This window comes from Paenibacillus cineris, from assembly GCF_018333335.1.
Classification (GTDB): Bacteria; Bacillota; Bacilli; order Paenibacillales; family Paenibacillaceae; genus Paenibacillus_AQ; species Paenibacillus_AQ favisporus.
In genome coordinates, this window is record NZ_BORU01000001.1 from 1,715,087 (window position 1) to 1,741,610 (window position 26,524).

Annotated in this window: 34 protein-coding genes; 27 read left to right on the forward strand and 7 right to left on the reverse strand. The window is 52.6% G+C overall.

Going from position 1 to position 26,524, the window contains the following annotated elements; genetic code table 11:
- Window positions 1–18: 18 nt before the first annotated feature.
- Window positions 19–1,485 (reverse strand): spore germination protein, encoded by a 1,467-nt coding sequence (locus KI379_RS08310; protein ID WP_212983270.1) that lies wholly within the window; start codon window positions 1,483–1,485, stop codon window positions 19–21.
- 153 nt (window positions 1,486–1,638) lie between these two features.
- On the opposite strand from KI379_RS08310, the gene KI379_RS08315 reads away from it, so the two are divergent.
- The 3 genes from KI379_RS08315 to KI379_RS08325 all read left to right on the forward strand — a co-directional run bounded on the left by KI379_RS08315 (window position 1,639) and on the right by KI379_RS08325 (window position 3,983).
- Entirely contained in the window at window positions 1,639–2,511 is an 873-nt protein-coding gene (locus tag KI379_RS08315) for a CAP domain-containing protein (RefSeq protein WP_212983271.1), read from the forward strand.
- Window positions 2,512–2,685: 174 nt separating this feature from the next.
- Entirely contained in the window at window positions 2,686–3,282 is a 597-nt protein-coding gene (locus KI379_RS08320) for an AAA family ATPase (protein WP_212969020.1), read from the forward strand.
- 14 nt (window positions 3,283–3,296) lie between these two features.
- Entirely contained in the window at window positions 3,297–3,983 is a 687-nt protein-coding gene (locus KI379_RS08325) for an HAD family hydrolase (RefSeq protein ID WP_212983272.1), read from the forward strand.
- Between the two features lie 52 nt (window positions 3,984–4,035).
- On the opposite strand, the gene KI379_RS08330 is transcribed toward KI379_RS08325, so the two are convergent.
- Window positions 4,036–5,481, reverse strand: a complete 1,446-nt coding sequence (locus KI379_RS08330; RefSeq protein ID WP_306433650.1) for an MFS transporter — start codon at window positions 5,479–5,481, stop codon at window positions 4,036–4,038.
- Here KI379_RS08330 and KI379_RS08335 point away from each other — a divergent pair.
- The 5 genes from KI379_RS08335 to KI379_RS08355 all read left to right on the forward strand — a co-directional run bounded on the left by KI379_RS08335 (window position 5,468) and on the right by KI379_RS08355 (window position 8,358).
- On the forward strand, window positions 5,468–5,929 hold the full coding sequence (locus KI379_RS08335) for a GNAT family N-acetyltransferase (RefSeq protein ID WP_076167814.1): 462 nt from the start codon (window positions 5,468–5,470) through the stop codon (window positions 5,927–5,929). The two genes, KI379_RS08330 and KI379_RS08335, sit on opposite strands and share 14 nt — an antisense overlap.
- Window positions 5,930–6,076: 147 nt before the next feature.
- A complete protein-coding gene (locus tag KI379_RS08340; protein ID WP_076167812.1) occupies window positions 6,077–6,364 on the forward strand; it encodes a hypothetical protein in 288 nt (95 codons plus the stop codon).
- A 204-nt stretch (window positions 6,365–6,568) separates the two neighbouring features.
- Window positions 6,569–7,330, forward strand: a complete 762-nt coding sequence (locus tag KI379_RS08345; protein ID WP_212983273.1) for a DUF3891 family protein — start codon at window positions 6,569–6,571, stop codon at window positions 7,328–7,330.
- Complete coding sequence (locus KI379_RS08350; protein WP_212983274.1) at window positions 7,327–8,001, forward strand: GNAT family N-acetyltransferase; 675 nt, start codon at window positions 7,327–7,329, stop codon at window positions 7,999–8,001. The genes KI379_RS08345 and KI379_RS08350 overlap by 4 nt, the downstream gene beginning before the upstream one ends.
- 51 nt (window positions 8,002–8,052) lie before the next feature.
- Complete coding sequence (locus KI379_RS08355) at window positions 8,053–8,358, forward strand: antibiotic biosynthesis monooxygenase family protein (RefSeq protein ID WP_212983275.1); 306 nt, start codon at window positions 8,053–8,055, stop codon at window positions 8,356–8,358.
- Between the two features lie 70 nt (window positions 8,359–8,428).
- Here KI379_RS08355 and KI379_RS08360 read toward each other — a convergent pair whose 3' ends face one another.
- Window positions 8,429–8,899: a DinB family protein gene (locus KI379_RS08360; RefSeq protein WP_212983276.1), complete on the reverse strand. Its 471-nt coding sequence runs from the start codon at window positions 8,897–8,899 to the stop codon at window positions 8,429–8,431.
- A gap of 192 nt (window positions 8,900–9,091) precedes the next feature.
- Between KI379_RS08360 and KI379_RS08365 the strand changes: the two genes are divergently transcribed.
- The 8 genes from KI379_RS08365 (at window position 9,092) to KI379_RS08400 (ending at window position 15,229) form a co-directional block, all read left to right on the forward strand.
- Window positions 9,092–9,598, forward strand: coding sequence for a GNAT family N-acetyltransferase (locus KI379_RS08365; protein WP_212983277.1), 507 nt, complete (start codon window positions 9,092–9,094; stop codon window positions 9,596–9,598).
- Window positions 9,599–9,641: 43 nt separating this feature from the next.
- Window positions 9,642–10,457, forward strand: coding sequence for a class I SAM-dependent methyltransferase (locus KI379_RS08370; protein WP_212983278.1), 816 nt, complete (start codon window positions 9,642–9,644; stop codon window positions 10,455–10,457).
- Window positions 10,458–10,585: 128 nt separating this feature from the next.
- Window positions 10,586–11,344, forward strand: a complete 759-nt coding sequence (locus tag KI379_RS08375; protein ID WP_089546621.1) for a threonine/serine exporter family protein — start codon at window positions 10,586–10,588, stop codon at window positions 11,342–11,344.
- 12 nt (window positions 11,345–11,356) lie between these two features.
- Entirely contained in the window at window positions 11,357–11,785 is a 429-nt protein-coding gene (locus tag KI379_RS08380) for a threonine/serine exporter family protein (protein ID WP_076167793.1), read from the forward strand.
- A gap of 49 nt (window positions 11,786–11,834) precedes the next feature.
- Window positions 11,835–12,530, forward strand: a complete 696-nt coding sequence (locus KI379_RS08385) for a response regulator transcription factor (protein WP_280518751.1) — start codon at window positions 11,835–11,837, stop codon at window positions 12,528–12,530.
- Between the two features lie 2 nt (window positions 12,531–12,532).
- Window positions 12,533–13,468 carry a sensor histidine kinase gene (locus KI379_RS08390; protein WP_212983279.1) on the forward strand — a complete coding sequence of 312 codons (936 nt, stop codon included), beginning with the start codon at window positions 12,533–12,535 and terminating at the stop codon, window positions 13,466–13,468.
- A 146-nt stretch (window positions 13,469–13,614) separates the two neighbouring features.
- A complete protein-coding gene (locus tag KI379_RS08395) occupies window positions 13,615–14,538 on the forward strand; it encodes an ABC transporter ATP-binding protein (RefSeq protein ID WP_212983280.1) in 924 nt (307 codons plus the stop codon).
- Complete coding sequence (locus KI379_RS08400; protein ID WP_076167783.1) at window positions 14,531–15,229, forward strand: ABC transporter permease; 699 nt, start codon at window positions 14,531–14,533, stop codon at window positions 15,227–15,229. Before KI379_RS08395 ends, KI379_RS08400 begins: the two co-directional genes overlap by 8 nt.
- Window positions 15,230–15,371: 142 nt before the next feature.
- Here KI379_RS08400 and KI379_RS08405 read toward each other — a convergent pair whose 3' ends face one another.
- Window positions 15,372–16,193 (reverse strand): class I SAM-dependent methyltransferase, encoded by an 822-nt coding sequence (locus KI379_RS08405; RefSeq protein ID WP_212984647.1) that lies wholly within the window; start codon window positions 16,191–16,193, stop codon window positions 15,372–15,374.
- A gap of 2 nt (window positions 16,194–16,195) precedes the next feature.
- Window positions 16,196–17,434, reverse strand: a complete 1,239-nt coding sequence (gene pepT / locus KI379_RS08410; RefSeq protein ID WP_076169509.1) for a peptidase T — start codon at window positions 17,432–17,434, stop codon at window positions 16,196–16,198.
- A gap of 163 nt (window positions 17,435–17,597) precedes the next feature.
- Here pepT and KI379_RS08415 point away from each other — a divergent pair, with 163 nt between their 5' ends.
- From KI379_RS08415 to murI, 6 genes are all read left to right on the forward strand, one after another.
- Window positions 17,598–17,795: a hypothetical protein gene (locus KI379_RS08415; RefSeq protein WP_076167781.1), complete on the forward strand. Its 198-nt coding sequence runs from the start codon at window positions 17,598–17,600 to the stop codon at window positions 17,793–17,795.
- Complete coding sequence (locus tag KI379_RS08420; RefSeq protein WP_212983281.1) at window positions 17,792–18,427, forward strand: pyridoxamine 5'-phosphate oxidase family protein; 636 nt, start codon at window positions 17,792–17,794, stop codon at window positions 18,425–18,427. The genes KI379_RS08415 and KI379_RS08420 overlap by 4 nt, the downstream gene beginning before the upstream one ends.
- Before the next feature lie 35 nt (window positions 18,428–18,462).
- Window positions 18,463–18,873 carry a VOC family protein gene (locus tag KI379_RS08425; protein WP_084203757.1) on the forward strand — a complete coding sequence of 137 codons (411 nt, stop codon included), beginning with the start codon at window positions 18,463–18,465 and terminating at the stop codon, window positions 18,871–18,873.
- 99 nt (window positions 18,874–18,972) lie between these two features.
- Window positions 18,973–19,440, forward strand: coding sequence for a DinB family protein (locus tag KI379_RS08430; RefSeq protein ID WP_076167774.1), 468 nt, complete (start codon window positions 18,973–18,975; stop codon window positions 19,438–19,440).
- Window positions 19,441–19,466: 26 nt separating this feature from the next.
- Entirely contained in the window at window positions 19,467–19,976 is a 510-nt protein-coding gene (locus KI379_RS08435) for a GNAT family N-acetyltransferase (protein ID WP_212983282.1), read from the forward strand.
- A gap of 97 nt (window positions 19,977–20,073) precedes the next feature.
- The gene (gene murI / locus KI379_RS08440; protein ID WP_076167769.1) at window positions 20,074–20,880 is read left to right on the forward strand and encodes a glutamate racemase; all 807 of its coding nucleotides are present in this window, start codon (window positions 20,074–20,076) and stop codon (window positions 20,878–20,880) included.
- On the opposite strand, the gene KI379_RS08445 is transcribed toward murI, so the two are convergent.
- A complete protein-coding gene (locus tag KI379_RS08445) occupies window positions 20,877–21,647 on the reverse strand; it encodes an MBL fold metallo-hydrolase (protein ID WP_244879219.1) in 771 nt (256 codons plus the stop codon). The genes murI and KI379_RS08445 overlap by 4 nt on opposite strands.
- A 195-nt stretch (window positions 21,648–21,842) precedes the next feature.
- On the opposite strand from KI379_RS08445, the gene KI379_RS34290 reads away from it, so the two are divergent.
- From KI379_RS34290 to KI379_RS08460, 3 genes are read left to right on the forward strand one after another with little or no spacing between them, the layout of a single operon-like run.
- On the forward strand, window positions 21,843–22,838 hold the full coding sequence (locus tag KI379_RS34290) for a tetratricopeptide repeat protein (protein ID WP_306433652.1): 996 nt from the start codon (window positions 21,843–21,845) through the stop codon (window positions 22,836–22,838).
- A 53-nt stretch (window positions 22,839–22,891) separates the two neighbouring features.
- Window positions 22,892–23,329 carry a metallothiol transferase FosB gene (fosB, locus tag KI379_RS08455; protein WP_089546629.1) on the forward strand — a complete coding sequence of 146 codons (438 nt, stop codon included), beginning with the start codon at window positions 22,892–22,894 and terminating at the stop codon, window positions 23,327–23,329.
- Entirely contained in the window at window positions 23,326–23,910 is a 585-nt protein-coding gene (locus tag KI379_RS08460; protein ID WP_076167761.1) for a histidine phosphatase family protein, read from the forward strand. Before fosB ends, KI379_RS08460 begins: the two co-directional genes overlap by 4 nt.
- A gap of 26 nt (window positions 23,911–23,936) precedes the next feature.
- On the opposite strand, the gene KI379_RS08465 is transcribed toward KI379_RS08460, so the two are convergent.
- Window positions 23,937–24,269, reverse strand: coding sequence for a DUF3889 domain-containing protein (locus KI379_RS08465; RefSeq protein WP_076167758.1), 333 nt, complete (start codon window positions 24,267–24,269; stop codon window positions 23,937–23,939).
- A 314-nt stretch (window positions 24,270–24,583) separates the two neighbouring features.
- Between KI379_RS08465 and pfkB the strand changes: the two genes are divergently transcribed.
- Both pfkB and KI379_RS08475 read left to right on the forward strand, forming a co-directional pair.
- Window positions 24,584–25,516: a 1-phosphofructokinase gene (pfkB, locus tag KI379_RS08470; RefSeq protein WP_212983283.1), complete on the forward strand. Its 933-nt coding sequence runs from the start codon at window positions 24,584–24,586 to the stop codon at window positions 25,514–25,516.
- A 160-nt stretch (window positions 25,517–25,676) separates the two neighbouring features.
- Window positions 25,677–26,336 carry an HAD family hydrolase gene (locus KI379_RS08475; protein WP_212983284.1) on the forward strand — a complete coding sequence of 220 codons (660 nt, stop codon included), beginning with the start codon at window positions 25,677–25,679 and terminating at the stop codon, window positions 26,334–26,336.
- The last annotated feature ends 188 nt before the right edge of the window (window positions 26,337–26,524 follow it).

Here is a 26,524-nt window from a genome sequence, read left to right on the forward strand (position 1 = left end):
CCGCCTTATCCATCAAGTTCAAGATTTATCTGCACGTTGTCTCGGCCAACGTAAAAATACATTTTTCACCCTGCTCTTCCTGGTTGGGGCAACGGGCTGAAGATACGGCGTCCCTAACGGACTGAGGTGAATCAGATGGGACAAGATGGCGATCATGCCGATCGCCGTACCGAAAAGCCCGAAAATTCCGGATAGTACGAGCAGCGGGAAGCGCAGCATCCTCATCGGGTAGCCGAACCGGTAACGGGGGATTACAAACGACGATATGCCGGCAGCGGATACGACGATGACGATCGGCGCCGAGATGATCCCGGCCTGTACCGCAGCCTGTCCAATAACCAGGGCACCGACGATGCTGACGAGCGGGCCGATTTGCTGGGGTAACCGAATCCCGGCCTCCCGCAGCCCTTCAAACATAAATTCCATAATAAATACTTCGATGACGGTTGGAAATGGAGCCTGTTCCCTGAGTCCCGTAATGCTTAGCATCAGCTTGGGAGGGACCATTTCCGGATGAAAGGTGGTCAGTGCAATATAAACCGACGGAAACAGGATGGCGAACAGGGCAAACAAATATCGGATCCACCGATTCATAGTGACATACATAAACCGTTCGTAATAATCGTCAGGGGCTTGCAGGCCGTCCCAGAACGTCATCGGCACGATCAGAGCGATTGGCGACCCGCTCACCAGGATCCCCACCCGTCCTTCCAGCAGTCCGGAGGATACGACATCCGGCCGCTCGCTGCTCAGCATTTGCGGAAAAGGGGAGAAGTTGGTGTCCTCAATGGATTCTTCGATGTAGCCTGATTCCAGCACGCCTTGAAGATCGATCAGCTGAACCCTTGAGCGAATTTCATCCAGCATCGAAGCAGACACAATTCCTTCAATATAGGCAAGTACAACCTCGGTTTGGGTCAGTTTACCGATGTGAAAGGATTCCATCTTCAGGTTCGGCGTGACGATGATTCTGCGCAGCATCGTCGTGTTCGTCCGCAGCGTTTCGGTGAAGCTTTCCCGCGTTCCGCGCAGGGATGCTTCCGTAGACGGTTCCTCGATCGATCTTGCTTCAAATTGTGAGACATTTGTTAGAAGGACAGAAGCTTCCCCATCCGCCAGAATGGCCAAGTTACCTTTTAAAATATCATCTGCCGCATCGTGGAACGTGTTGACCTTCTTCGTTTCCAGTACCGCGAACAGCTGCTGATCACACATTTGCGCAATGCTGTCAATGGGGCCGATCCCCTGGGGGATGCCTTCGTACATTAAAGGCTTCAGGATGACCGACTGGATAATATCCTTGTCAATCATGCCGTCTACGTAAATAAACAGCAGCTTGGTGTCTCCTTGCAGGGTAACGTCCCGGAATATGACATCCGAGCAGCGTTCGAACATCATTTTTAGCGTGTGCTCATTGTCTACCAGATGACGGCTTAGCGGCAGATTCGGATCGATGTTTGTCGGTTTCTGGTTAGATGAATTCATGTCAGGTTCTTCTCCGTTGGAATAATTATTATATTTTAGTTACTATACCCATACGCCGGATAAGCATACTTTGCCGGTATAAATCCTCTTTGATGCGGAAAAATTAAGTCGGTATCTTACATTCAACCGTATTAGGGAGGCAGCACTCGTCATATGAAAAAAATCGTTATGATCGCCGTTCTGATATTGATTACAGGCTGCGCGGATCACGGCGCTTCAACGGCGCGCCAGCAGGTGACTACCAAGCAGACGAACCGCGCAAGCCATATCCATCAAGCGGCTCCGACCCGAAAAATCGTCACTTCAGCCTCATCAACGTCTACTTACAGAGCGGGTAAATCCCATTTGACGGTCAAACAAGTCAATCAAAACGACCTGACCTCGGATTTGCTTAATTTGATTCAGCAGCCAGGGGCGGTACCCGGAACTTCACCGCAGCAGCCTGCGGGAACGCCATCCGGGACGCGGACCGGAGCTCCAACCACCCCAGGCGGAACGCCAACGGGAACGCCAACCGGTACGCCAGCGGGAACACCAACGGGAACGCCGGCCAATCAGGCCCCTGCGGGTACCCCCAAAAACCAGGCTCCTTCCGCAGGAACCGGGAACCAGGCTCCTTCGGGTACAAACAATCAGCAGACCTCTGCGAGTGGCGATGCCTCAGCATATGCTCAACAAGTGCTCGATCTGGTGAATCAGGAACGCTCCAAAGCAGGTTTGGGTGCACTCAGCATGGATTCCAAACTGTCCAACATGGCAATGGCCAAAGCCAAAGACATGTATGACAACAAGTATTTTGACCATAATTCCCCGACTCACGGATCTCCTTTCGACATGATGAAGGAATACGGGATTACGTACAACTCGGCTGGAGAGAATATCGCCAACGGGCAGACCTCCCCTCAGCAGGTGATGCAGGACTGGATGAATAGCCCGGGACACAAAGCCAACATCCTGAACAAAAGCTACACCCATATCGGGATCGCCTTTTACAATAACGAGTGGGTGCAGGAATTTACAGGATGAACAGCGGAAGTGAAGCATAGTGCAGTGAACCACAGCTCTTCAGGATGATCCAGGGATGCTGTGGCATAGGGTTGGGGAAAAACCGGCGGGGCGCTCCGCCGGTTTTTTTGGTGTATAATGGAACGGATGCGAGAAGCCAATCTCCAAAATATCGTCAAAGTTGAGGGATGATGGATGATCCTATGGATAAATGGCGCGTTTGGTGCAGGAAAAACGCAGACCGCCTTCGAGCTTCACCGCCGGATACCGCATTCTTTCGTGTACGATCCAGAGAATGCAGGGTATTTTATCCGCAAAAATATTCCGCCCAGCATCAAGAAGCCCGATTTTCAGGAATATCCGTTATGGCGGGAATTCAACTATGCCATGCTGAAGCACATCGCTTGTGAATACGACGGAGTCATCATCGCTCCAATGACCGTGGTCGATCCGGTATATTTTGAAGAAATCGTTGGCCGGCTGCGCACGGACGGCATGACCGTGAAGCATTTTGCGTTATGCGCTCCGCGCGAAGTCATCCTGCAGCGCTTGAAAAGCCGGGGGGAACGATCAAACTCATGGGGTGCTCAGCAGGCCGAACGCTGTATTGAAGGTCTTTCCCAAGACATATTCCGGGAGCATATCGATACCGTTGACCTGTCGGTAAGCCAGGTAGCGGAGCGGATTGCGGACATGGCCCATATTCCCCTGCTGCCCGATCACAGGGGTGCGGTGCGGAAGAAATTCGACCAAATCAAAACCCAGTTGGATCATTTCCGATTTTTTAACTAGGGGGAGATAAGGGTATGGAAGCCGTGCTGTTCGACTTGGATAATACGCTGGTGAACCGTAAACAGGCGTTTGAGCAGTTTTCGCGAAAATTTATCGACAGGTTTGCCGCCGCGCACAATCCTGAGCATCGCCTGAGGCTGGTGGAACAGCTGCGTGCCGCAGACCGGAATGGCTATCGGGAAAAAAGGGAGCTGTATGAGGAAATGAGGCGGACACTGCCAATGAGGGAGGAGGCGACGACCGCCGAAGACCTGCTCGCTTATTGGTTCGCTGAGTTTCCCTCCTGCACCGTAGCGATGGACGGAGCGGAATTGGTGCTGCAGGAGCTGAAAAGCAGGGGAGTCCGGATCGGGTGCGTCACGAACGGCTCGGCCAGAACCCAGTATGCCAAGCTTGACCAGGTGCAGCTCAGAGGCTATTTCGATGCGGTTATCGTTTCGGAAGAGGCGGGGGTCAAGAAGCCGGACCGGCGAATTTACGAAATGGCGCTGAGCAGGCTGCAGGCCCGTCCGGAGAACTGCTGGTTTGTGGGTGACCATCCCGAAAAGGACGCGCAGGGCGCCGCTGCGGCAGGTCTGCGTCCCGTACTGCTGCTCACAGCGCCTGCTGAATCGGGTCCGCTCCTGCCGGAAGGGACGCTGACGATAAACAACCTGCAGGAGCTCCTTCCGCTATGTACCGGCCCATTCTTGCGGTTTTGAGGGGACGGTGATGGTAGCTGGAAGGCTCCTGCAGGCATCGTTGGATTGGCATTCAGGCCGGAGCGTTCTGGTTAGCCGCCTGCGGAGAAGCGGTTTTCTGCTTGCGCTCGTTAAACATAAAGTAATAGATGGCCGATGCACTGATGTATAGGATGCCGGTCATGCTGAAAGTCAGCGCATAGCCCCAGTACGTCCCATATGCGGTAAGCAAATGGGATTGGACAGGTCCCATTGTAGCCCAGCCGAGCATGAATGCGGTCTGCGTCATCGAGTTGGCGATCCCTCTGCGGGCATCGGATACCCGGTCAACCGTGATCGAGGACTGGATGGGATTGGCCGCATTCATCAGTGCCTGCCTGAAGAGGAAGCTGAAGCAAGCGACTGCGAACAGGTTGGTGAAACCGGTCAGCAGCAAAAAAGGCAGGGACATCATCTGAAACAGCACCACGGCCTTGACCGGTCCGACGCGGCTTGCCAGCGACGGGCCGATCAGCATCGACACGATCGTCATGATCTGGCCGAGTGAAATCAGGATGCCGACGGCCGTAAGGGATACGGCAAAGCGGTTTGTAAAGTACAGATTGAGATAAGGCACGACCAGTCCCGAGCCAAGGCCGACAATCAGCTGGGCCAGCGTAAATTTGGCGATGGCGCTCCAGTCCTCCCGCGCTGAAGATGGAAGCGGATGGGACAGGGCAGGCCCCGGGGGAGCGGCCGAAACGTCTTTTTGAACAGCCGGCTTCTGCCGGACCAGCATCAAGGGCACAAAGGCAAGCACGCTCGCCGCTCCCCCTGTGAACAGCACAGCCTGCAGGCTGTGAATTTTGCTCCAGCCGGCGGACTGGAGCACATCGGCCAGGTAACCGCCGCCGCTGCTGCCGATGACCTGGGCGGCCAGCACGAGGGAGAAGTGGTAGCTGAACAGCTTCAGCCGCTGCTTCTTGTCCGAATTCCCGGCCAGAAACGGGACGGCGATCACCTGGAAGAAGGCCGCAAACAGGCCGGCGGCAGCGGACAGGACGATCAGGGCGGATTCACCGCTGGCCAGCGACCTGCCCATGAAGCTCAGACCTGTAAACAATGCGCCGGTCATTAAGAGCAGCTTATGGCTGGTACGGTCCCCCAGCAGTCCGATCGGTATGAAAATAAGCGCCGTCGCAAACGACTGAACGCTCACCAAGGTGCCGTTCATCGTATCGGGGTAACCCAGCGTTTGCACGTAAAGATTGTAGAGCACCGAGAACATGCCTGTCCCGATCTGATACAGCAAATTGGCAAGAAAAAAGAGCCGGATATTCCGGTTGAGGCGATTCCATTCTGACGAGACCTGATGCAGTAACCGCATGGTTTGATTAATCCTCCGTCCTGATGCATTAGCTTCTCTATTGTAGCAAGCGGCCCCCAGGGTGGAAAGGAAAACTTTACATATGGCATATGCCAAATCAGAAGCTTGGCTCATGAGAACGAAAGAGGTGATTTGCAAGATGGAAATAACCATTCAACCGTGGGGAATCGGCGAGGATATCCCCTATGACCTGCTGTTGCTTGCTGATCCATCCAAAGAGATGGTTGAGGATTACGTCGCAAGGGGCAGGGGGTATGGAGCTTACCTCAACGGCGAATTAGCGGGAGAGTATGTACTGATCGATACGCATCCGAAAACGGTTGAGATCGTCAATATTGCGGTACGGGAAGATCTGCAGGGCAAAGGGATCGGCAAAATGCTGATCGAAAACGCCGTCGAAGAAGCCAGGAGGCAGGGAGCGCATGCGGTGGAAATCGGCACAGCCAACTCCAGCTTTCCTCAATTGAAACTCTATCAACGCTGCGGTTTCCGGATCGTGGGCGTGGACCCGGGCTTTTTTATCCGACACTATGAGGAAGTATTCTATGAAGACGGAATCCAAGTGCAGGATATGGTCCGGCTCCGTCTGGATTTGATATAAAGAATAGAGCTGCAGAAAGCGGTCAGAATCGTCACTGCAGGGCTGGGGCGTCTATTAAAATGTGTTTCAATCTAGCGGCAAGTAACGTTGCATTGATAGATTTCAGGCATAGGATAATCTATCAAATGGTAAAGGAGGTCATGTCACATGGCTATTTTGTTACCAGAGCAGTTCTACTCGCTAGCCGCTGGTGTCGGCAAGTCGTTCTATGAGAATCTTGCCGGCGGAATCAATGCTGCGGTCACGGTGAACAACACGTCGGCTTTTCCGGTTGACCTTGTCATCACCCGCGTCAACGCCCCTGTTGTCACTTATACGATCCCGGCGGCAAACAGCTTGACGCTCTCAGTGGAACGTCTGCTTGTCGCCGCACTGCTGGCTTCAGCTGCCGGTCCGGTGTTCGGTACGATTCAAATCGCTACCTCTGATTTCTAATTGGCAATACCAACATCAGCACCAGCTCTTCCCCTTCCCCATGTGATATTGAGCCTCCAGCCGGAATGTTCCGGTTGGAGGTTTTTTTCTGCTGGTGGTGCAAGGCCGGGGAAGGTTGTCGATCCACACGTGAATTTTTGCTGGGAAAATGGGTTGGAAAAAGTTAATATTAGGTAAAACATCAACCGATGGAGGGTGAATGTGATGATTGTCAGAGAACAACCGGAAGGCTTCGTTCTGATTCGCCAGCATGATCATGCCAAGTTATCGGGACAGATTGCAGAGCATTTATTGGCGGAGTGGATGCCGACAGGATCGGATCGTGAAGCTGCGGTGCTGGCCATTACCCAGCATGATCGCGGCTGGAGATATTTGGACCAGAATCCGCTATGGGATTCGGAAAGCAGCAGCCCGTTTTCCTTTATCAACTATCCGCTTGAGCCCAAGCTGTCTTCGTACCGAGCCGGCCTGGATGAGACGGAAGCGATGGATCCGTATGCAGGTCTGCTCTGCAGCAAGCATTATGCGTCGTTCCAGCAGATCCGTTATGCCGAAGACCCGGAAGCCGCCCGGTTTTACAAGGAAGAGCTCCTTCGGCAGGAACGGATTCAAAGTCAGCTCAGCGGATTGGACGCCAGCCGGGTGGAGCGCCATTTTAACCTGCTTAAGCTGTGCGACAGCCTGTCGCTGTACGTATGTCTCAATGAGCCAGGAGTGTCCGAAGATGAGGAGCATCCATGGTACCGTGAAGGGATCGAGACGGAGATCGCCGGGCTCAAGCATTTGCAGGCCCGATGGGTGGACGAAGGCTGCGTGGCGGTCAGCCTGCCCTTGTTCCGATCGGAGTTTACCGGGTCGATTACGCTAAAGCGGGTATCGAGACAAGCTATTGAGGAAAAGGGATTGGGTGCAGCCTACGACATGGCCCCGGAAATCACGCAAGATGTTATATTCCGGAATAAATGAGGAAGAGAAGATACGAGGGAGAACTCCTCGCCGCTCCGCCGGAAGGCGAGCTCCGTTGGGTAACGATCGAAGATGCGATGGAGCTGCCAATGCAGCCATGGTTCCGCAAGAGATTTCCGCTCTTCTTCGAGGAGGGAACCTTTGAAATCCATGATGTGTGGGATCAGGAAAAACAGATCACGATTGCGGAATCCGTCAAGAAGCTGAAGACAGGAGGTGGCTGTATGGATCCTGTATGTTTAAAACCCGTTACCGACGATATCCGCCAGCAGTGCATCGAGCTTCGTCCCAGGGATGACCAGTTGAGATTTGTGGCTTCAAATCTAAATTCATTGCAAAAGGCGGCCGAGGAGAAAACCTGCTATCCCTACGCGATTTATGCAGATGATGTTATGGTAGGATTTGCGCTGTTCGATGAGGAGCCGTATCCGGAAGACGGCTGCTTCTGGATCGTCAGGTTCATGATCGACCGTAATTATCAAGGCAGAGGCTACGGCAAAGCGGGATTATCCGCCGTCCTTCGCAAGCAAAAAGAGCATCCGGCCTGTACTGTTATCAGAATCTCGCATGTTCCCGACAATACAGCCGCAAACCGGCTGTACAAAGGGCTGGGTTTTAAAGAGACCGGTCAATTCATAAATGGGGAGCTTGTGCTTGACCTCGAAGTATAGGCGCGGCTAAGGACGCGTGATAAAGTTGGCAAAGAGTCAGGAGGAAATGATATGATTTTGGAAGCCGCGATGCTGCAGGTGAAGCCGGGGCAGGGCGAAGCATTTGAGCAAGCCTTCCGGGATGCTTCGGGTATTATATCTTCCATGAAAGGATACATCGGACACGAGCTTCAGCGCTGTATGGAGGTTCCAAACAAATACCTCCTCCTCGTGAACTGGGAAACCCTTGAGGACCATACGGATGGATTCAGGCAGTCCGAATTTTATGCTCGGTGGAAAGGGCTGCTTCATCACTATTACGACCCTTTCCCGGTCGTTGAACATTTTGAGAAAGTAACCTTACCGGGCACATCCTGAAGGGATACTCCTAGAACGTAACGGGAGGAGCCCCATGTTCCAACGCGGCAGCCGAATGAAAAGTGATGTATTACTCAAATAAAGAAACGCGCGGGTCATGTCCCAAATCATGCACGAGCATGGAATGAAGCTGACCCCGGTGATGGTATAAATGCGCCAAAATTTCCAGCAGCCAGCCGAACCGAGTATATGATGCCCCCCAGTAGGAGGAAACCTCTTCCTGAAGCTGGGCTTCCGTCAGCGAGCCGTATTTTTGTACAAGGGATTCATAGTTATCTTGAAAGGCTTGGCGGATGCGCTCGCTCGTCGAATACGATGTCCTGCTGTAAAATGCAGCCATCTCTTCCTGTGAGGCACCGTCCGAAATGATCAAATCGGCGAGCGGCAGCATGGCGAGATGCTCCAGCAGCTCACCTACGGAAAATTTGCCGGGGGTGGGCCGCTTCGGCAGATCGCATTCATCCAGACCGTCCATGATCTCGAGAACGGAACGGATTGCCACATTTATATGATGCAGCGCGCTTTGGCAGCAGGGATTCATGGTTTTATCTCCTCCATTATTACAGGTAAGTAGTTACATAGCGATGATCGGAGAATTCCGAACAAGAACATTTGTTCTTGTTTTTTTTATTATAATGGCAACTCAGACGGTGATCAAGTTTTTTCGAGGCTGATCAACGCTAGTGCGAATGGATGCATTGGAATATGTACTATGCGAAAGGAGATTTTCCGTATGAGCATCAGACAGGCTGCTTATGATGATTACCCGGTGCTGGCCAAGGTCCACGTGGAAAGCTGGAAAACGACCTACAGAGGCATGATTGCAGACGCCTATCTGGATCAGCTGACGGTGGAGAGCCGGATGGAGCGGTGGAAGCAGCTTCTAAGCCGGGAGGATAAGGACTTGTGGACATTCGTTTCCGAGGATGAAGCCGGACGGGTGTCCGGGTTTATACAAGGGGGAAAATACCGCGAGGAAGAGGCCGGGTATGATGCGGAAATCTACGCCTTATATTTACTTCAAGAACATCAGGGAAGGGGACATGGAAAATTGCTGGTGAACACGCTGATCCAAGCCTTCCGGGAGAACGGCTTCGGTTCCATGTACGTGTGGGTGCTCAAGGATAATCCGGCCCGTCAATTTTATATAAAAATGGGTGGAAGTCCTGTCTCTGAAAAAACGCTGGATATCGCCGGCCAGGCCGTTCTGGAAACCGGTTTGGCTTGGGATAAGCTCTGAAATATGAAGGACGGGAATCCGTCTATGGAAAGGAAGCGGAAAGATGGGCAGCATAATCGATTACTATAATCAGTTTGATGAATGGGGGAGACTGGAACGGGAGCCGGTCGAATTTATGGTCAACTTCCATTTCATTAAGCGGTATTTGAAGCCGGGAACACATGTCCTCGACAACGGGGCGGGGCCGGGCAAATATGCGGTTGCGCTGGCGCAGGAAGGCTATGACGTGACCTTGACCGATTTGTCTCCGCGTCTCGTCGGCCTCGCGGCCGGCAAAGTGAAGGAATGCAAGCTGGAGGAACGGTTCCAGGGGATACACGTGGCCGATGCAAGAGATCTTGGAAGATTTGAAGACGGGCGGTTTGACGCCGTTTTGATGCTTGGGCCGCTGTACCATCTTCAGCAGGAGGAAGACCGGAAGCAGGCGGCCCGGGAGCTCTTCCGGGTGGTCAAACCCGGCGGACATGTATTTGTCGCCTTTATGTCCCGGACGAGGCATTTAATAAATTCGCTGCTGCATCCGCAGTCCTGGAAGTCGAATGATACAATGGACGGCATTGATGAGTTTATGAGAACGGGTGTATTCAACCACAGCGATGATGGCCGGTTTACGGGAGCTTATTATTTTCCGATTGATGAGATCCGTCCCTTCATGGAGCAGCACGGCTTCGACAGCGTGAAGTTGATCGCATCCGGCAGCGTGGTGCAGTCTATGAACGAGGAACAGTGGGCATACTGGCGGGGCCGCGGTCCAGAGGAATATCAGCGGTTTCTGAACCGTATCATGGAGGCTGCAGAAGACCCATATATCCTAGGTGCTTCCTCTCATCTGCTGTATATCGGAGTCAAGCCACAATAACCGAAGGTACTTCTTACTCCGGAGGATTCCGCTCTATTATGAGGAAGTGACGCTTGTCCGTGTTTTTGTCCGGCAAACCGATTATACTGTAACTAACATAGGGTTATGCGCATACGGGAGGAAGAGCTTTGGAAGACTTGGTGCAGAGGGAGCACGAAATCATGAAGGTATGCCTGCTGGCCGGGCAAATCATGCTGCAGAGCGGAGCGGAGACGTACCGGGTGGAAGATACCATGGTACGGATTGCCGCTTCTTTTGGCGTGGATAAAACGCATAGCTACATGACCCCTACGGGACTCATTTTTTCTATGGAGGATCCGCAGCCGATCACGAGGCTGAACCGAATTTCGGACCGGACGACGAATTTGCATAAAATCGACCGCGTGAACAGCGTATCCCGCCGCATCAGCAAAGGGGAGCTGACCATCGCTGAAGCGCGCCGGGAGCTGGAAAACATCCAGCGGACAGGCGATATTTACCCGCTGTGGCTGCGGTTGCTGATGGCGGCGCTGGCCAGCGGCTGTTTCCTGATCATGTTCCGCGGCATCTGGCCCGATTTCCTGCCCGCAGCTGTGGCCGGAGGTCTCGGATATTACTGCACGCTGATGCTGCAGCGGATGATTCCGGTCAAGTTCTTCGCCGAGTTTTCGGGAGCGCTGGCCATCGGCCTCTGCTCGATCCTGTTCGTCAAATTCGGCTTCGGGCAGGACCTGGACATTATCGTCATCAGCTCGGTCATGCCGCTCGTACCGGGGCTGCTGATTACAAATGCGATCCGCGATTTGATGGCAGGCCACCTGGTTTCCGGCTTGTCGAAGGGGGCCGAGGCGTTCATCACCTCTTTTGCGATCGGGGCGGGCATCGCATTTATGCTGTCATTTCAATGAGGAGGATGCCGTATGTACATTGAACAACTCGTCACGAGCTTCGTCGCATCGGCTGCGTTTGGCATGCTCTTCAACACCCCGAAAAAGGCGCTGCTGCAGTGCGGATTTGCCGGGATGGTCGGCTGGCTGCTGTATATATGGCTTCAGGATATGCACGTGCTGCGGATTACAGCCACCGTGGTCGCCAGTTACTGCGTCACGATGATCAGCCATTTGTTCGCCAAAAGGTACCGCACGCCGATCATCGTGTTCAGCGTATCGGGCATCATTCCGCTGGTCCCCGGCGGAACGGCTTATGACGCGATGCGCAACGCAGTTGAGAACCAGTATGACCAGGCCGTCCAGCTGGGAGCCGAAGCCTTTATGATTTCGGGGGCGATCGCCCTTGGCCTGCTGTTGTCGGAAGTGACCAATCAGCTCATCCGGAAGTGGAGAGTGTAGGTGTTGGAAATTTCACCGGTCAAAATACGAGGAGCTCGGGGGGATCTGCGTGCCAAAGCGCATTCTGCTAATCGAAGACGATAAGGAAATCAGCCAGCTGATTGAGAGTCATTTAAAACAGGAAAACTATGAAGTGTTTGTCGCGCTGGATGGGGAAGAAGCGGAATCATTTATTGATAAGGAGGAGTTTGATCTGGTTTTGCTGGATTTAATGCTTCCTAAAGTAAATGGCATGGATGTGCTCAAGCAGATCAGGGAAAGAAGCGTCGTTCCCGTCGTTATTATTTCCGCAAAAGGCAGCGACCTTGACAAGGCTCTAGGACTTGGTTTTGGCGCAGATGATTATCTAAGCAAGCCGTTCTCCATGATTGAGCTAACCGCCAGAGTGCAAGCTGCCATACGCAGGGCAACACAATATATCCGGACGGATCATCAGCCGACGGAGGATCGGATTCATTATAAGGACCTCACTCTTGATTTAAGCACGTTTTCTGTGCAGGTCCGAGGTCAGAGTGTTACGCTCACCTCCAAGGAGTTTCATATTCTGAAATTATTCTTAACTTATCAGAGCAGGGTGTTCACCAAGGAGCAAATCTATCAATTCGTCTGGCAAGACGATTATTATGGGAATGAAAACGTGATTAACGTTCATATCCGCAGGCTTCGAGAAAAAATCGAAGAAGATCCTTCCAATCCTCAGTTTATTCGTACCGTTTGGGGCATCGGATATAAATTGGGAGGGTAGCCATGGTTATTTTTCTAAGCTCGGCCATTGCTGTTTTGCTCCTCATGAATATTTGGCAGTTTGTTTCCCGCAGAACATGGAATCGGAATGTACAGGAAATATCGAATAAAATCATGGAGATCATCGAACATCAAACCGCCGAGAAGGTGCTTTTCCAAACCGACCAGCAAGCCGTGCAGCAGTTGCTGATCCAAATCAACCGTCTGCTGGATTACAACCAAAGAGTGATTGCGGATTATGCCAGAACCAAAGATAGTCTGAAGAAAATGATATCCAACATGTCCCACGATTTGAAAACGCCCCTGACGGTCATTCTGGGATATGCCGAAAAGCTGAACCAGGAAGAATCGATTACCGAAGAAGAAAGGAAGCAGGTGATTCTGCGGCTAAACAATAAGGTGAACAGTCTGGTCGCATTGCTTAACCAGTTTTTTGATCTCGTTAAAATCGAGTCGGAAGACTACGAAATCCCGCTCAGCAAAATTTCCCTCAATGAGATTTGCCGCCAAAGCGTGCTTGAATTTTATGAGCTCCTGACATCCCGAGGTCTTCGGGTGGAGCTTGAAATTCCGGAGCGTCCCCTTTACATACTCGGTAATGAGCATGCGCTGCAACGAATATTAAACAATTTAATATCAAATTCAATCCGGTATGGAAGCGACGGAGGCGTGTTTGGTTTAACGCTTCGGGAAGAAGGCGAATCGGTTGCTGTCGACGTCTGGGATCGCGGAAAAGGCATTACGGAAGTCCACCAGGACCGCGTGTTTGAAAGACTTTACACATTAGATGACGCCCGAAACCCGCAATTTCAGGGTAGCGGACTAGGCCTTAGCATTTCGAAACGTTTAACGGAGGCGATGAAAGGATCGATTCGGCTTACGAGCACACCGTTTGAGAAAACGACGTTTACATGCATTTTTAAACAGGTGCCATATTAGATCTCCCGTAAGAGGTGTTCTGTCTGAACGCCTCTTTTTACGAACTTAAGAAACTTGTAAGGATTGAGTAAGAAAAATGATCCATTCCTTGCTTTACGATAGAAGTAATTCAAAGGATGAATATAGACGGGAGGATCATCACTCAAATGAGCGACGTCATTCGAACCTATGAGCTTACCAAAACGGTAAAAGGAAAAACGATTACTTCGAATGTTAATCTCACGGTAAAAAAAGGAGAAACTTACGGCTTGCTTGGACCGAACGGTGCCGGTAAAACGACGATCATGAAAATGCTCACGGGAATCATCATCCCCACATCGGGAGAAATCATGCTATTTGGCAAGAAGTTTACGGAATCTGCAAAAGACGGGTTAAAGCGAGTCGGGAGCATCATTGAATATCCGATATTTTTCGAACATCTAACAGCCATGGAGAACTTGCGGATTCACTGTGAATATCTGGGCTTTTATGACGGAAAGGCCATCACCCAAGCGCTGGATATGGTCAATTTGCATGGGATTGATGACAAGAAAGTGAAGGACTTCTCGCTTGGCATGAAACAGCGTCTGGGAATCGTCCGTGCCATGATTACGAAGCCTGAGCTGATTGTCCTGGATGAACCCACCAATGGGCTGGATCCCATCGGGATTAAAGATATGCGGGAATTAATCCGGATGTTAAACAAGGAATATGGCATAACGTTTCTCCTGTCTAGTCACATCCTGGGTGAAATCGAGCAGATGGCTGACCGAATCGGGATGATTCAGCACGGGAAACTGGTGAATGAAGTCGCACTGGCCGACATTCAGAAGTTGCGGACCGATTATATCGAACTGGTCACTTCGAATGTGCAGAAAACGGTCTATTTGCTTGAACATAAGCTCCAAATTTCCAACATCAAAATTGTGAAGGATACAAGGATTCGTGTATACGACACGGCCCGATCCACAAGTGATATTTCGAAAACATTGATATCGAACGATATTGAAATTGAGGAAATTCAGAAGCATACGAGTACGCTGGAAGACTATTTTTACCACCAAATCCAGGGGGGCGATAAGTTTGACTAAACTGATTGAGCTCGAGTGGAGAAAATTAGAGCAGAAAAAGGTTATCGGTGAAGTGATGATCTATTGGGTGATCCTTATGTTTCTTCCCGTTTTCTTTTTAAAAGTGGTCATGGCTGATTTAGCGTTCACGGATTTTGAGGAGAGTTATTCAAGCGCGATGGAGCTGATGTCGGCGATCCAAATGGGGTTTGTTCTGTTCGGCGCCTCCATGATTAATCACGTATTTATCGAGGAATATAAGAATAAAACGATGTCCCTTTCATTCGGATATCCCATTAGCCGCAAAAAACTGGTTATGGCAAAAGTTTGGTTTATCTTCCTGGCGGTTTTCCTGTGTACGCTTATATCTTTTGTTCTATCCGGAATTACCACCTATGTGTTCGATTTGTTCATCGACGTCATTCACGGACTGCCAACCCTCGCGGACATCATTTCGTTTACGGTCAAGTCGATCGTTCATTCCGCGGTTGTCTCGGTTATCAGCTTTGTTCCGCTGTTTTTGTTCGGGATCTGGAAGAGGGCGGTCATTCCGACCGTGATTTGCTCCGTTTTTCTCATGCAGTTCCCGAATTTCGCAGGACTGCTTCATATTCCGTTGAATACGAACATGTTATACGCAGTGCTGGGCCTGATTGGCTTGGTCAGTGTCTACTTGTCAATTGCCAAAGTGAATCAAGTGGGGGATATTTAGCGGTGAAGAATTACTTTTAAGGGGATCAGGGCTGAAGAAGCGTGCAAAAAAAATCAGGCGTCAGCAATTCGATTTGCTTCTCCTTCACTGAGGAGGAAAGTAAAACCGGCTGCTTGGCCTGATTTTTTTGTCATTTTCAGGTTTATCTTACGCCGAGTCTCATCCGGTAGCTGAACAAAACCTGCAGCGTCCTTTCCTGGAAGAAGTCATCGACGACTTGTTTGAAACGCTTAATGTCTTCATCCAACTCCTTCGGGTTTAGCCGGAGGACCGTTTGAACTCCGCCCTGGCTCATTGCGATGCCGAAATACCTGTCAGCATCGCAATCCTCCGCATGATGGAACACAATTTCCTTGGCGAACCTGAAATGGCCGCTGTCCTTAATGGCCGCGAGATGCTTTTCCTTATCCCTTTTGACAGCCTGCTTCTCTTGGCTGAGCTGTTCGCGGATGATGCCGTCGGCCCGGTTGATCACTTCTTCGTAGGCTTGCTCCACCTGCCAATACAGCGTCGGCGGCCAGTCGCAATCGTAGACGGCGAAGATGCCGCCGGGCTTCAGCACCCGGGCAGCCTCCAGCAGCGTGCTTGCCGGCTCCATCCAGTGAAAAGACTGCGAGCACGTAATAATGTCGGCGGTTTCGCTGCCGACGGCAAGCTGGTTGGAGTAGCCTGCCATAAAGCGGATGTGGGCTGCATCCGTCATCTGCTCCAGCTTGGACTCCGCGACGCTGCGCATGTCGTCATTCGGCTCGATGCCGATAACCTGGTCCGCGTGCTTTTTCCAGACCAGCGTGGACAGCCCGGTGCCGCAGCCCAGATCGAGCACCAGTTCCGGCTTGCGCTGAAGGTACCCAGTCAGGAGGGACGTCACCAGGGGAGGCGCTGCGGGCCGGTAGCGGTCGTAGGTATCCCCGTATCCGGAGAAACGTTCGATATTGCGCTGATTGTTTCCCTCTGGAATGATGCTCATACGCCTCTTGCTTCAAAGCGCTTCAGAATTTCGATGATGACCTGTACCGACTTCAGCATATTGTCGACGGAAATGTATTCGAACTTGCCGTGGAAGTTTTCACCACCCGTAAAAATATTCGGCGTCGGCAGCCCCATATAGGAGAGCTGGGAACCGTCCGTTCCGCCGCGGATCGGCTTGACAATCGGCTTGATGCCCAGGCTTTCCATCGCTTCGTAGGCTACGTCGACGATCTCTTTTACCGGCTCGATTTTTTCCCTCATGTTGTAGTACTGATCGCGCATTTCCAGGATGACGCGCTCCTCGCCGTATTTTGCCTGAAGCTGCTTCACGACCTGGGTCAGATGCTCTTTCTTTGCGGCAAATTCCGTCCGGTCAAAATCGCGGATGATGTACTCCATTTTTGTGCGTTCGGTATCTCCGTTCTGCGAAAGCAGATGATAGAATCCTTCATAGCCTTCCGTATGCTCGGGCGCCTGCTCCGGTGGAAGCATGGAATTCAGCTCCATGGCGATTTTGATCGAGTTTACCATCTTGTTCTTCGCCGTGCCCGGATGAACGTTGGTGCCTTGGATCGTGATGCTTGCCTTGGCTGCATTAAAGCTCTCGTATTCCAGCTCGCCAAGAGGTCCGCCGTCCACGGTGTAGGCAAAATCGGCGTTGAAAGCCGCAACATCGAATTTCTCGGGGCCGCGGCCGATTTCCTCGTCGGGGGTAAACGCGACTCTGACCGTCCCGTGCTTGATTTCCGGATGGCCGATCAGGTAAGCCATCGCCGTCATGATTTCGGCTATGCCGGCTTTGTTATCTGCGCCAAGCAGGGTCGTTCCGTCCGTCGTGATCAGCGTGTGCCCTTTGTACTGAGGCAGCTCAGGAAACAGCTTTGGGGAAAGGACGACGCCTAGTCCCGCGTTCAGAACGATATCGCCTCCGTCATAGTTGTCGACGATTTGCGGATTAACGCCTTTGCCGGTAAAATCCGTTGCGGTATCCACATGGGCGAGGAAGCCGATCGTCGGCACGCCATCCTTGTCCGTATTGGAAGGAAGCGTGGCCATGACATAGCCGTTCTCATCCATCGTGACGTCCTTCATGCCGATGGAATTCAGCTCTTCCACCAGCATGCGCGCAAGGGTGAGCTGTCCCGGAGTCGAAGGCGTGGTGCTGCTTTCTTCATTCGATTGGGTCTCCACCCTGGCGTAAGAGATTAACCGTTCCGTGAGTTCCTGTTTCAACATCCTTCATCTCCCTTTATGTAAATGGTGTACTACTTGATATGATATCATGGGCAAGGGGCAAAATCACAAGCTTGATCCGAAAAGCCGAGGTGATTAGCGCCCGTCCGGCTGTCTTCCCTGTCCAAAACGATTATAATAGGTTCATGGAGGTGCGTTGGAAGTGTCGGTTAACGTGTTCAGCCTTGTATTTTCGCTTGTCGTGATCGGCTTGATCCTTTTGTTTTTCTTCGGCCTGTTCAAATACGTATCCAACGGCAGCAGGCATGTCAGAAATTCCGATGCCGCCTTGAGGAGAGTTGAGGAGAAGCTGGATTACATTATATACAAAATGAATGAGAAACAGGGGGATGAGCGATGACGGCAATTCCTTTTAAGGCAATCATTCAATCGGAGGAGGAGCTTCGATTACTGAGCAGTCCTCCCAGCGAACTGGTCAGGAACAAGGTTATCACGCGTTTGGATTCCCACTGCCGCGAATTTATTTCCAAGTCTCCGCTGCTGTTCCTGTCCACGAATGACGCGGAGGGCAGCTGCGACGTATCACCCCGCGGCGATGCACCGGGCTTTGTATACATATTGGATGATACGCGGCTGGTCATTCCGGAAAGACCAGGTAACCGGAGGTATGATTCGCTGCTAAATATTTTGCAGAATCCGAGTGCCGGGCTGATCTTTATCATTCCAGGGCTGGAGGAGACGCTCCGGATTAACGGAAAGGCCTGCATTACTGCGGATCCTGAGCTGATGGAGAAACTGTCCGCCCAGGGGAAAATCCCGCAAATAGGCATCGGCGTGGAGGTCGAGGAGTGCTATATTCACTGCGCCAAAGCCTTCAAGCGCTCCAAGCTGTGGGATCCGGAACAATGGCCGAAGCGGGAGAACCTGCCAAATCCTGCCGCCATCATCGCGGATCATGTGCGCGGATTAAAGGTTACGGAGGAGCAGGTCGCACGGTCGCTGGCGGAAAGCTACGAAAAGCGATTATATTAATAGAACGGATATGATCTTTAATAGGGGGGCTGGCTTTGAGTATCATTCCGATGTTGGCCGTTCATGATGCTGCCGCTGCCATTTCTTTTTACCAATCGGTGTTTGGCGCGACGGAAGCGAACCGGATGGTTACGGAAGACGGGAAAACATCGCATGCTGAAATCCGGGTCGGTGATGCGCGGTTCATGGTCGCGGACGAATTTCCGGAGCATAATACCGCAGCGGAAACGCTCGGTGGAACGCCGGTGATTTTGTATATCACCGTTGAGGATGCATTGGAAACAGTGAACAACGCCCTTGCGGCTGGAGCGGCCATGCTTAGGGAGGTTGCCGCACAGCCTCACGGGGACTTGGTTGGGAAGATCAAGGATCCGTTCGGCCATGTCTGGATGATTGCCGAGCCCTTGAAGACCGTACCGCAGAAAAAAATAATTCAAGGAAATTGAAACTGCCGAACAATTTTCCCGGGAGCCCGCCCGGTCGGGGCAAGCGTCGGGTTCATAACATGAACAATGAGCGCAGGAACACTGCGCCAGGAGGAAATGATGAAATCCCTTTTTCTATATAATTGGCAGGTACGCGATGAATGGTTTGATGTCTGCGCACAGTTGAGTCATGAAGAATTACTGAAGGAGCGAACGGGCGGAGTTGGCTCCATCCTGAAAACCTTGTTCCACATCGCTGACGTCGAGTACAGTTGGATGCTGGCTGCCGAAGGCAAGGAGGCTGCAGAACCAAAATTCGAGGATTTCGCGACCCTGAGTAAAGTCAGAGCCTTGTCCGACAGCTACGTGACAGAGCTTCGTCCGCTGATTCTGAGCCGGAGTCCTGAGCGGGACGGGGAAATCGTCAAGGCCGCCTGGCATGCCGAACCCTTGCGTTACGGAGAGGTCGCAAAGCACGTCATCGCCCATGAAATTCATCATATGGGCCAATTGTCCGTTTGGGCCAAAGAGCTTCATGTGCCAAGGGTTTCGGCCAATTTTATCGGCCGTGGACTTGGTGAGCAGTAAAACTTGAAGGAAGGTAACCATTAGGCATGGAAATACAGATTCAACCGATGACCCGGGAAGCTGCCGCCCGGATATCGACATGGCACTATCCGGCTCCGTACGACTTCTATAGTATGGCAGCAGATGAAGAAGATATATTGGAGCTGATGAACGGGGATTATGCAGCAGCGTCGGACTCCGCCGGAAATTTGGTCGGTTTTTACTGCACGGGCAATTCAGCCCGTGTTGCCGGAGGTTATGGGGCCGGTCTATACGAAGATGATACCTGCGTTGATTACGGATTGGGAATGAATCCCGAGCTGACGGGGCAGGGTGCAGGCCTGGATTTTGTAAAAGCAGGCATGGCTTATGTTTCCGATAAGTTTCCCGGGAAGGGAATCCGCCTAGCGGTGGCCAAATTCAATCAGCGTGCTGCAAAGGTATACAGCAGGGCAGGATTCAGGGAGACCTGCGAGTTCTCCTCGATGGTGGGGGGGCGGAACGTGCTCTTTATCGGCATGGTTTACAGATTTCCCGATGATGCCCGGACAACATGATATAATAACTCCGGGGCTGACGGCCCCGGATGGAACATCGCCGGGCAGCCATGGATATGCGCCCGGAGCAATTATTAAGAAAAATCAGGTGAACAACATGCGAATTGCGCTTTTTGATTCAGGCCTCGGCGGACTGACCGTGCTGTCTGAAGCCGTAAAGCAGCTGCCCAACGAAGACTTTTTATTTTTTGCAGACACGCTTCACGTTCCATACGGAACCAAGACAAAGGATCAGGTTCTGGATTATGTCCGCCAGTCCGTGGACATGATTCTGCAGGACGAGATCAAAGCGCTTGTCATTGCCTGCAATACGGCAACGAGCGCCGCGGCGGAGGAGCTTCGCCGGGAATACGACATTCCGATCATCGGGATGGAGCCTGCGGTTAAGCCCGCAGTTGAAATGAACCGGCTGACCGGGAAAAGGGTGCTGGTGGCGGCAACCCCGCTGACCCTGCACCAGTCTAAATACACCCAGCTCGTTTCCAGGGTGGATGACCACAGCATCGTAGACTCCCTGCCGCTCCCCGAGCTGGTCGGATACTGCGAAGCGCTGGAGTTCGACCCGGACCGGATGACACGGTATTTTCTGGATAAATTTGCCGATTACCGGCTGGAGGAATACGGAACCCTGGTGCTCGGATGCACGCATTATCCCTTCTATACCCGGATCTTGAGGCAGATTCTGCCGCCGCATATTGAGATCATTGACGGGAGCGCCGGGACGGTGCGGAGGCTGGACTATATTCTTAAGAAAACGGGAACGTCCGGAACGCAGCGCGGAGGAGATATCCGTTTTGCCTGTTCCAGCGGGGATCCGGAATATATGGCAAAAATGCATAGAGCTTACGACTATTACAGCACTCAGGTCGCCGGCTTCGAACGGGCCGCTGATCCTTCTTTCTAAAGGGAACGCTGCGTTCCGCTTAGCTCCAGTAGCCGATGTACAACGGGTCCTTCAACTTTTCCGCCGTGGTAGCAAATAACGGATGATATGTCGTAGGCGGCCAGTTGGGCGATGGACTGCGTCGCAAGCGGTATATCGACGGTCGTGTCGGCATCCGGCCCATGCAGCTCTCCGTCAACGACACGGAGGGCGTCGGCCGCGATCAGCGTCCGGGTCGGCCGATGGTATAAACTGATATGCCCGGGAGTGTGCCCCGGTGTGCCAATCACGACGATGCCGCCACAGATGGGGAGCTCTTCCCCTTCATGGATGATTGTGTCGACAGGTGACCGGGGTGGATTCTCCAGCGTAGAAATAAAGGCATTACGCCACTCAGCAGGTACTTCCGGAGGCAGAGACGCTTTGGCCCGTTCGATCGCCTCCGGGGTTACCTTGATCAAACGCTTTTCACCCTGAATATAGGGCCTTTCTTCTTGACTGGACATGACTTCGACCGGACGAGGGGCGTGCTGGCGTATGGCCGGCAGGCTGCCGATATGATCCAGATCCTGATGCGTAATGATGACATGGGTAATCGAATCGATCGATAGGCCATGGGACTTCATCGCTTCCCGCAAGAGGGGATACTGACCGGGGTAGCCGGTGTCAATCAGGAGCGTATCGTTTCCATCCGTAATGACCGCAGGGTGAACGGTGTTAACGCTGCCCATCATGACGGCGGATACGTCCAGCATTAACACGCTTGTGGCAGCTTGGTTCGTACTCATCCTTCGATTCCTCCCTAATTCCAACTCATGGATTTCAAGACAGAGTCTATATTACGGACAGGGAACTAAGTTGTCAAAATGAATATTTTATTATAACACAAAACCGTTATTATGTCAATATATATTTTTGGTGCTATATGCAATATGGTAATCCGGCGTTTTTTGCAAAAATTTCAACATGAAGGGGGCCCAGCGATGCGTGATGTACAGTACCCTATCCTGCATACGGAGAGGCTGAGGTTGAGGCCGCTTGAGCCGGAGGACCGGGAAGACGTCTTTCGGCTGTTCTCCAACCCGGAAGTCACCCGGTTCATGGATATTGAGCCTTTGGTGAGCCTGAAGGAAGCGGACGAAATTATTGCGCTCACCCGCAGTTCCGGCTGCAGGTATGCCATATTTGACCGTGAGAACGATACGTTTATGGGCACCTGCGGATTCCATTGTTGGGTCCAGGACGGCGAGAGAGAAAGGGCGGAAATGGGCTATGATCTGTCTCCGGAATATTGGGGCAGCGGTTATATGCCTGAGGCGCTCGAAGAATTGATGAAGGCCGGCTTTGAAGTGATGAAGCTGGATGAGATCGAAGCCCATGTGGAGCAGGATCATCCTCGATCGCAAAAGGTTCTGAGAAGGCTCGGTTTTCGGGAGAACCACCTGCGGGACGGCCACTTGGTCGTTTTCAGGGCCGGAAGAGAGGATTTTGCCGGGCGCCGCACCTTCAGGAACGCCGTAACGCTCCGGCAGTCAGGGAATGCCGAGCAGTCTAGGGAAATTTGGCTTTCCCTGCTGGCGGAACAGCCTGAGCAGCCGGAGATCTTGTATCAGACCGCATGGACCCACGACGTACTGGGCTTGGAGAAGGAAGCCGTGCCTTATTATGAAAAGGCGATTTCGCTCGGACTGCAGGACGAAGAGCTGGCGGGGGCGATGCTGGGGCTCGGCAGTACATACCGTACGCTGGGACGATATGAGGACGCAAAGTCGCTGTTGAAGCAGGCGATGGAGAAGTTTCCCGAACGCAGGGAGTTTTCTGTTTTTTACGCCATGGCTCTTTACAATTTAGGGGAGCATGCCGCTGCAATGGAGGAGCTCCTCGGGCAGCTTGCGGAAACCAGCGCGGACAACGGGATCCAAGCGTACCGGAAGGCGATTGCCTTTTATGCCGATAAGCTGGATCAGGTGTGGGATTAGCCTTGTTAACGGCCAGCTGTGTGGGTACGAAAAGGCTGAATGCAGGAGGAATCATGAACATACAGGGTGTGAATCATTTTTGTTTTTCCGTTTCGGATCTGGATCGGTCCATCGCTTTTTACAGGGACGTTCTGGGCGCCCAGCTGCTCGTGCAGGGCCGGAAGCTGGCTTACTTTGATCTAGCCGGACTCTGGATTGCGCTGAATCAGGAGGATGCGGAGCGGGGGGATACACCATCGACGTATACTCATATCGCCTTTACGGTGAAAGATCAGGATTTCGAAGCCTGGCTGTCCCGACTGCAGAGTTACGGCGTTCGCGTACTTGAGGGCAGGCAGCGGGATGAGCGGGACAAGCTCTCGGTATATTTCCTGGACCCGGACGGGCATCGGTTTGAGCTCCATACCGGCACACTTGCGGATCGGCTCGCCTATTATCGGGAGACGAAGGGCCATATGAAGTTTTACGACAAGGAGGATGTTGGCAAATGACGACGATCGGATTTGTAAGGCACGGCATCACGGATTGGAACATCGAGCGCAGGGCGCAAGGCCAGACGGATATCCCTTTGAACGAAACCGGGCGGGCCCAGGCAAGAGCCTTGGCTGCACGGCTGAAGAAAGAGCGGTGGGACGCCGTCTATGCCAGCGATTTGTCGCGGGCGCGGGAAACCGCCGAAACGATTGCGGCCGCGCTGGGGCTCACCGTCCAGGTCGATCCGCGGCTGCGGGAAATCCACTGCGGTCAGATCGAAGGGACGGTCGAGGAAGACCGGGTGCTTCGATGGGGTTATGATTGGGCTTCGCTGGATCTCGGGATCGAGACCGACGACTCGATGATTGCCAGAGGAATGGAAGCGGTCATGGACATTTGCGCCAGCCATCCTGAAGATCGCGTCCTCGTGGTAAGTCATGGGGCGCTGATCGGCACGCTACTTCCTGTTCTGATTCCGCACACGGACACGTCCGAGCATCTGCATAACACATCCATCACCGTCATCCGAAAGATCGAAGAGAGCTGGGAATGCGGGCTATTCAACTGCGTCAAGCATTTGGAGCAGCTGACGATCTGAACGAGCCTGCCTGTTAAGGATCGGTTTTAAGGCTGTGTATCTCTGAACTTAATGGATATCAGTCTTTCGGTCACCGTGTTAAACCGGACGGTAGCGAGCACAGCTGCCGGCATGCCCTGCCGGCTAAGGAGCAGCTTGAACGTTTCTTCCGCTTCCGTCGGCGACAGATTGATGCGTCCGATATGCAGGTAATCCGTAATTTCCGAGTTGTATTTTTTCTGGGCTTCCTTCACGGCGATCAGGCCCCACTTGGCGTAGGGAGGATCAACGGAAGGGTCCGGCTCGGCAACGAGCAGCGAGAGAGACAGCGCGAGGGACAAGGCGACGGATTTGACGAATACGGCGGACATCCACTTCATAGCTCTATTGCCTCCTGAGTATAAATCTGACCGTTCACCTGCAGCGTGAGGTGCCGGCATACATAGAATTCCCATGTTTTGCAGGTCTATGAGGAATGCAGCCATGGTTTATCCGCAATGAAATCGGCAGGGTCGTGCTATATAGAGGAATCGTGCTCGTGGTTTCAGGTTCGTCCGGAAGCCTGCATTCGTCAACCCCAAGCTGGAACAAAGCTTTCCAAACATTGCAACATGAAGGCAGATGGCACCACACGGCGGAGATACAGGCATCGGAGCTGCCTTGCGAAATCAAGCCATAGATGGGATGGGATCTTATGATAACGACCGTAACGATGAACGCAGCCATTGACAAAACATACTACTTGCCGGCATTTCCGCACGGGAAGGTATCCCGGGTCAGACAATATCTGGCAGCCCCCGGGGGGAAAGGCATTAATGTGGCGAAAGTCGCCGCACAGCTCGGGGCAGAGGTTACCGCTTCGGGCATCGTCGGCGGCATGAACGGGGAAATCATCAAGAAGCAGCTGGATGATATGAGCATTGCGCATCAATTTGTCGCCGTGGAAGGGGAGTCGAGACTATGCCTCAACATCATCGATGAAGAGACCGGGTCGTCGACAGAGCTTCTGGAGCCCGGTCCGGTGGTGGATAACCGGGCACTTGACGCGATGGAGCAGACGATGTCCACACTGGCAAGCACATCGAAAGTCGTCTGCATCAGCGGCAGCCTGCCGGCCGGGGCCCCGGCCGATTATTACATCCGTCTTGTCGGCGCGGCCAAGAAGGAAGGGGCATATGTGATTCTTGACGCCAGCGGTGACGCGCTCCGATTCGGACTGCAGGCAAATCCGGATATGATCAAGCCCAACGAAGAAGAGGTTGCTGCTCTGCTTGGCACGGGCATCCGGGATGAGCAGGAGCTGCTCCGGGCGATGGAAGACTTGCTCCGCGAGTACCGGATGGAGCGCGTCTGCGTATCGCTCGGGGGTGCCGGATCGCTGACGGTCACTTCGCAGGGACGTTATCGTGCCGTGACCCCTCCGATTCAGGTGGTCAATACGGTAGGCTGCGGTGATTCTTTTGTGGCGGGCATGGCCGTGTCGCTGCTGAAGCAGCTCCCCGCCGAGGAGGGCATCGCTATGGCCGCTGCCGCGGGGACGGCGAACGCCTTATCGGCCATGGCCGGCAGCGTCGATCCGGACACCTTCCGCCGGCTGCTTGGCCAAGTGGAGATCAGCAGAATGTAAGCTCCGAATGACAGCTTTATATTTGTGCACAGGCTGCGGTTCCTGAATCGCGGCCTGTTTGACTACATGGTGGTATCAGGGAGGAATAGCCCTGCCGCAAGGCGAATCTATTAATGCGGCTTTACAGCCCATCGACTAAGATAAAGAAGGGGTGAACGGCTTGATTCAAGCATTGATTTTTGATTTTGACGGTCTCATCGTCGATACCGAAACGCCGGCCTATCACGCTTTCTGTGAGATTTACCGGGAGCATGGCACAGAGCTGCCGCTGGAGACGTACGCGAAGTGCGTCGGCACCAATTTCGATGTATTTAATCCGTATACCTATTTGTCCGAGTGCCTGGGCAGGGAAGTGGACCCGGCCCTCGTCAAGGAACAGGTCAATGTCATCTACCGGGAGCTGCTCAAGGATGTTGAAGTCAGACCGGGGGTTGAGGACTATTTGATGGAGGCCAAGCGGCTCGGGCTGAAGATCGCGCTGGCATCAAGCTCTTATTACAACTGGATTGAGCCATATTTCAACAAATTCGAACTGGAATCTTACTTCGACGTTATTTGTACGGCGGACCTCGTGTCCAAGGTCAAACCGGATCCCGAGCTGTACCTGCTGGCATTGCAGAAGCTGGAAGTAACCCCGGATCAGGCGGTGTCTTTTGAGGATTCGCTTAACGGCTTTATTGCAGCCAAAGGAGCAGGCGTACATACGGTGATCGTGCCTAATTCGATGACCCAGACCTTCCCTTTTGAAGGCTATGATATGATGATTCCCAGCATGTCGGAGATGAAGCTGCATGATCTTGTCCGGGAGCTGGAAGCGTAAGGCTGCAAAAGTCCGGAAAAACCTGTACTTTTTTGCAACTTATTGATTGACGTATATTGGCAGTGCCCCTTATGATAATGAATAATCCAGTGGTTATTTAATTCTATGAAAAATATCCGGGCAGGCAGTTCATGCACCCGTGTGTCCGCCCGATACGGTATTTTTCGCACTTATTTACTTTAATGCTT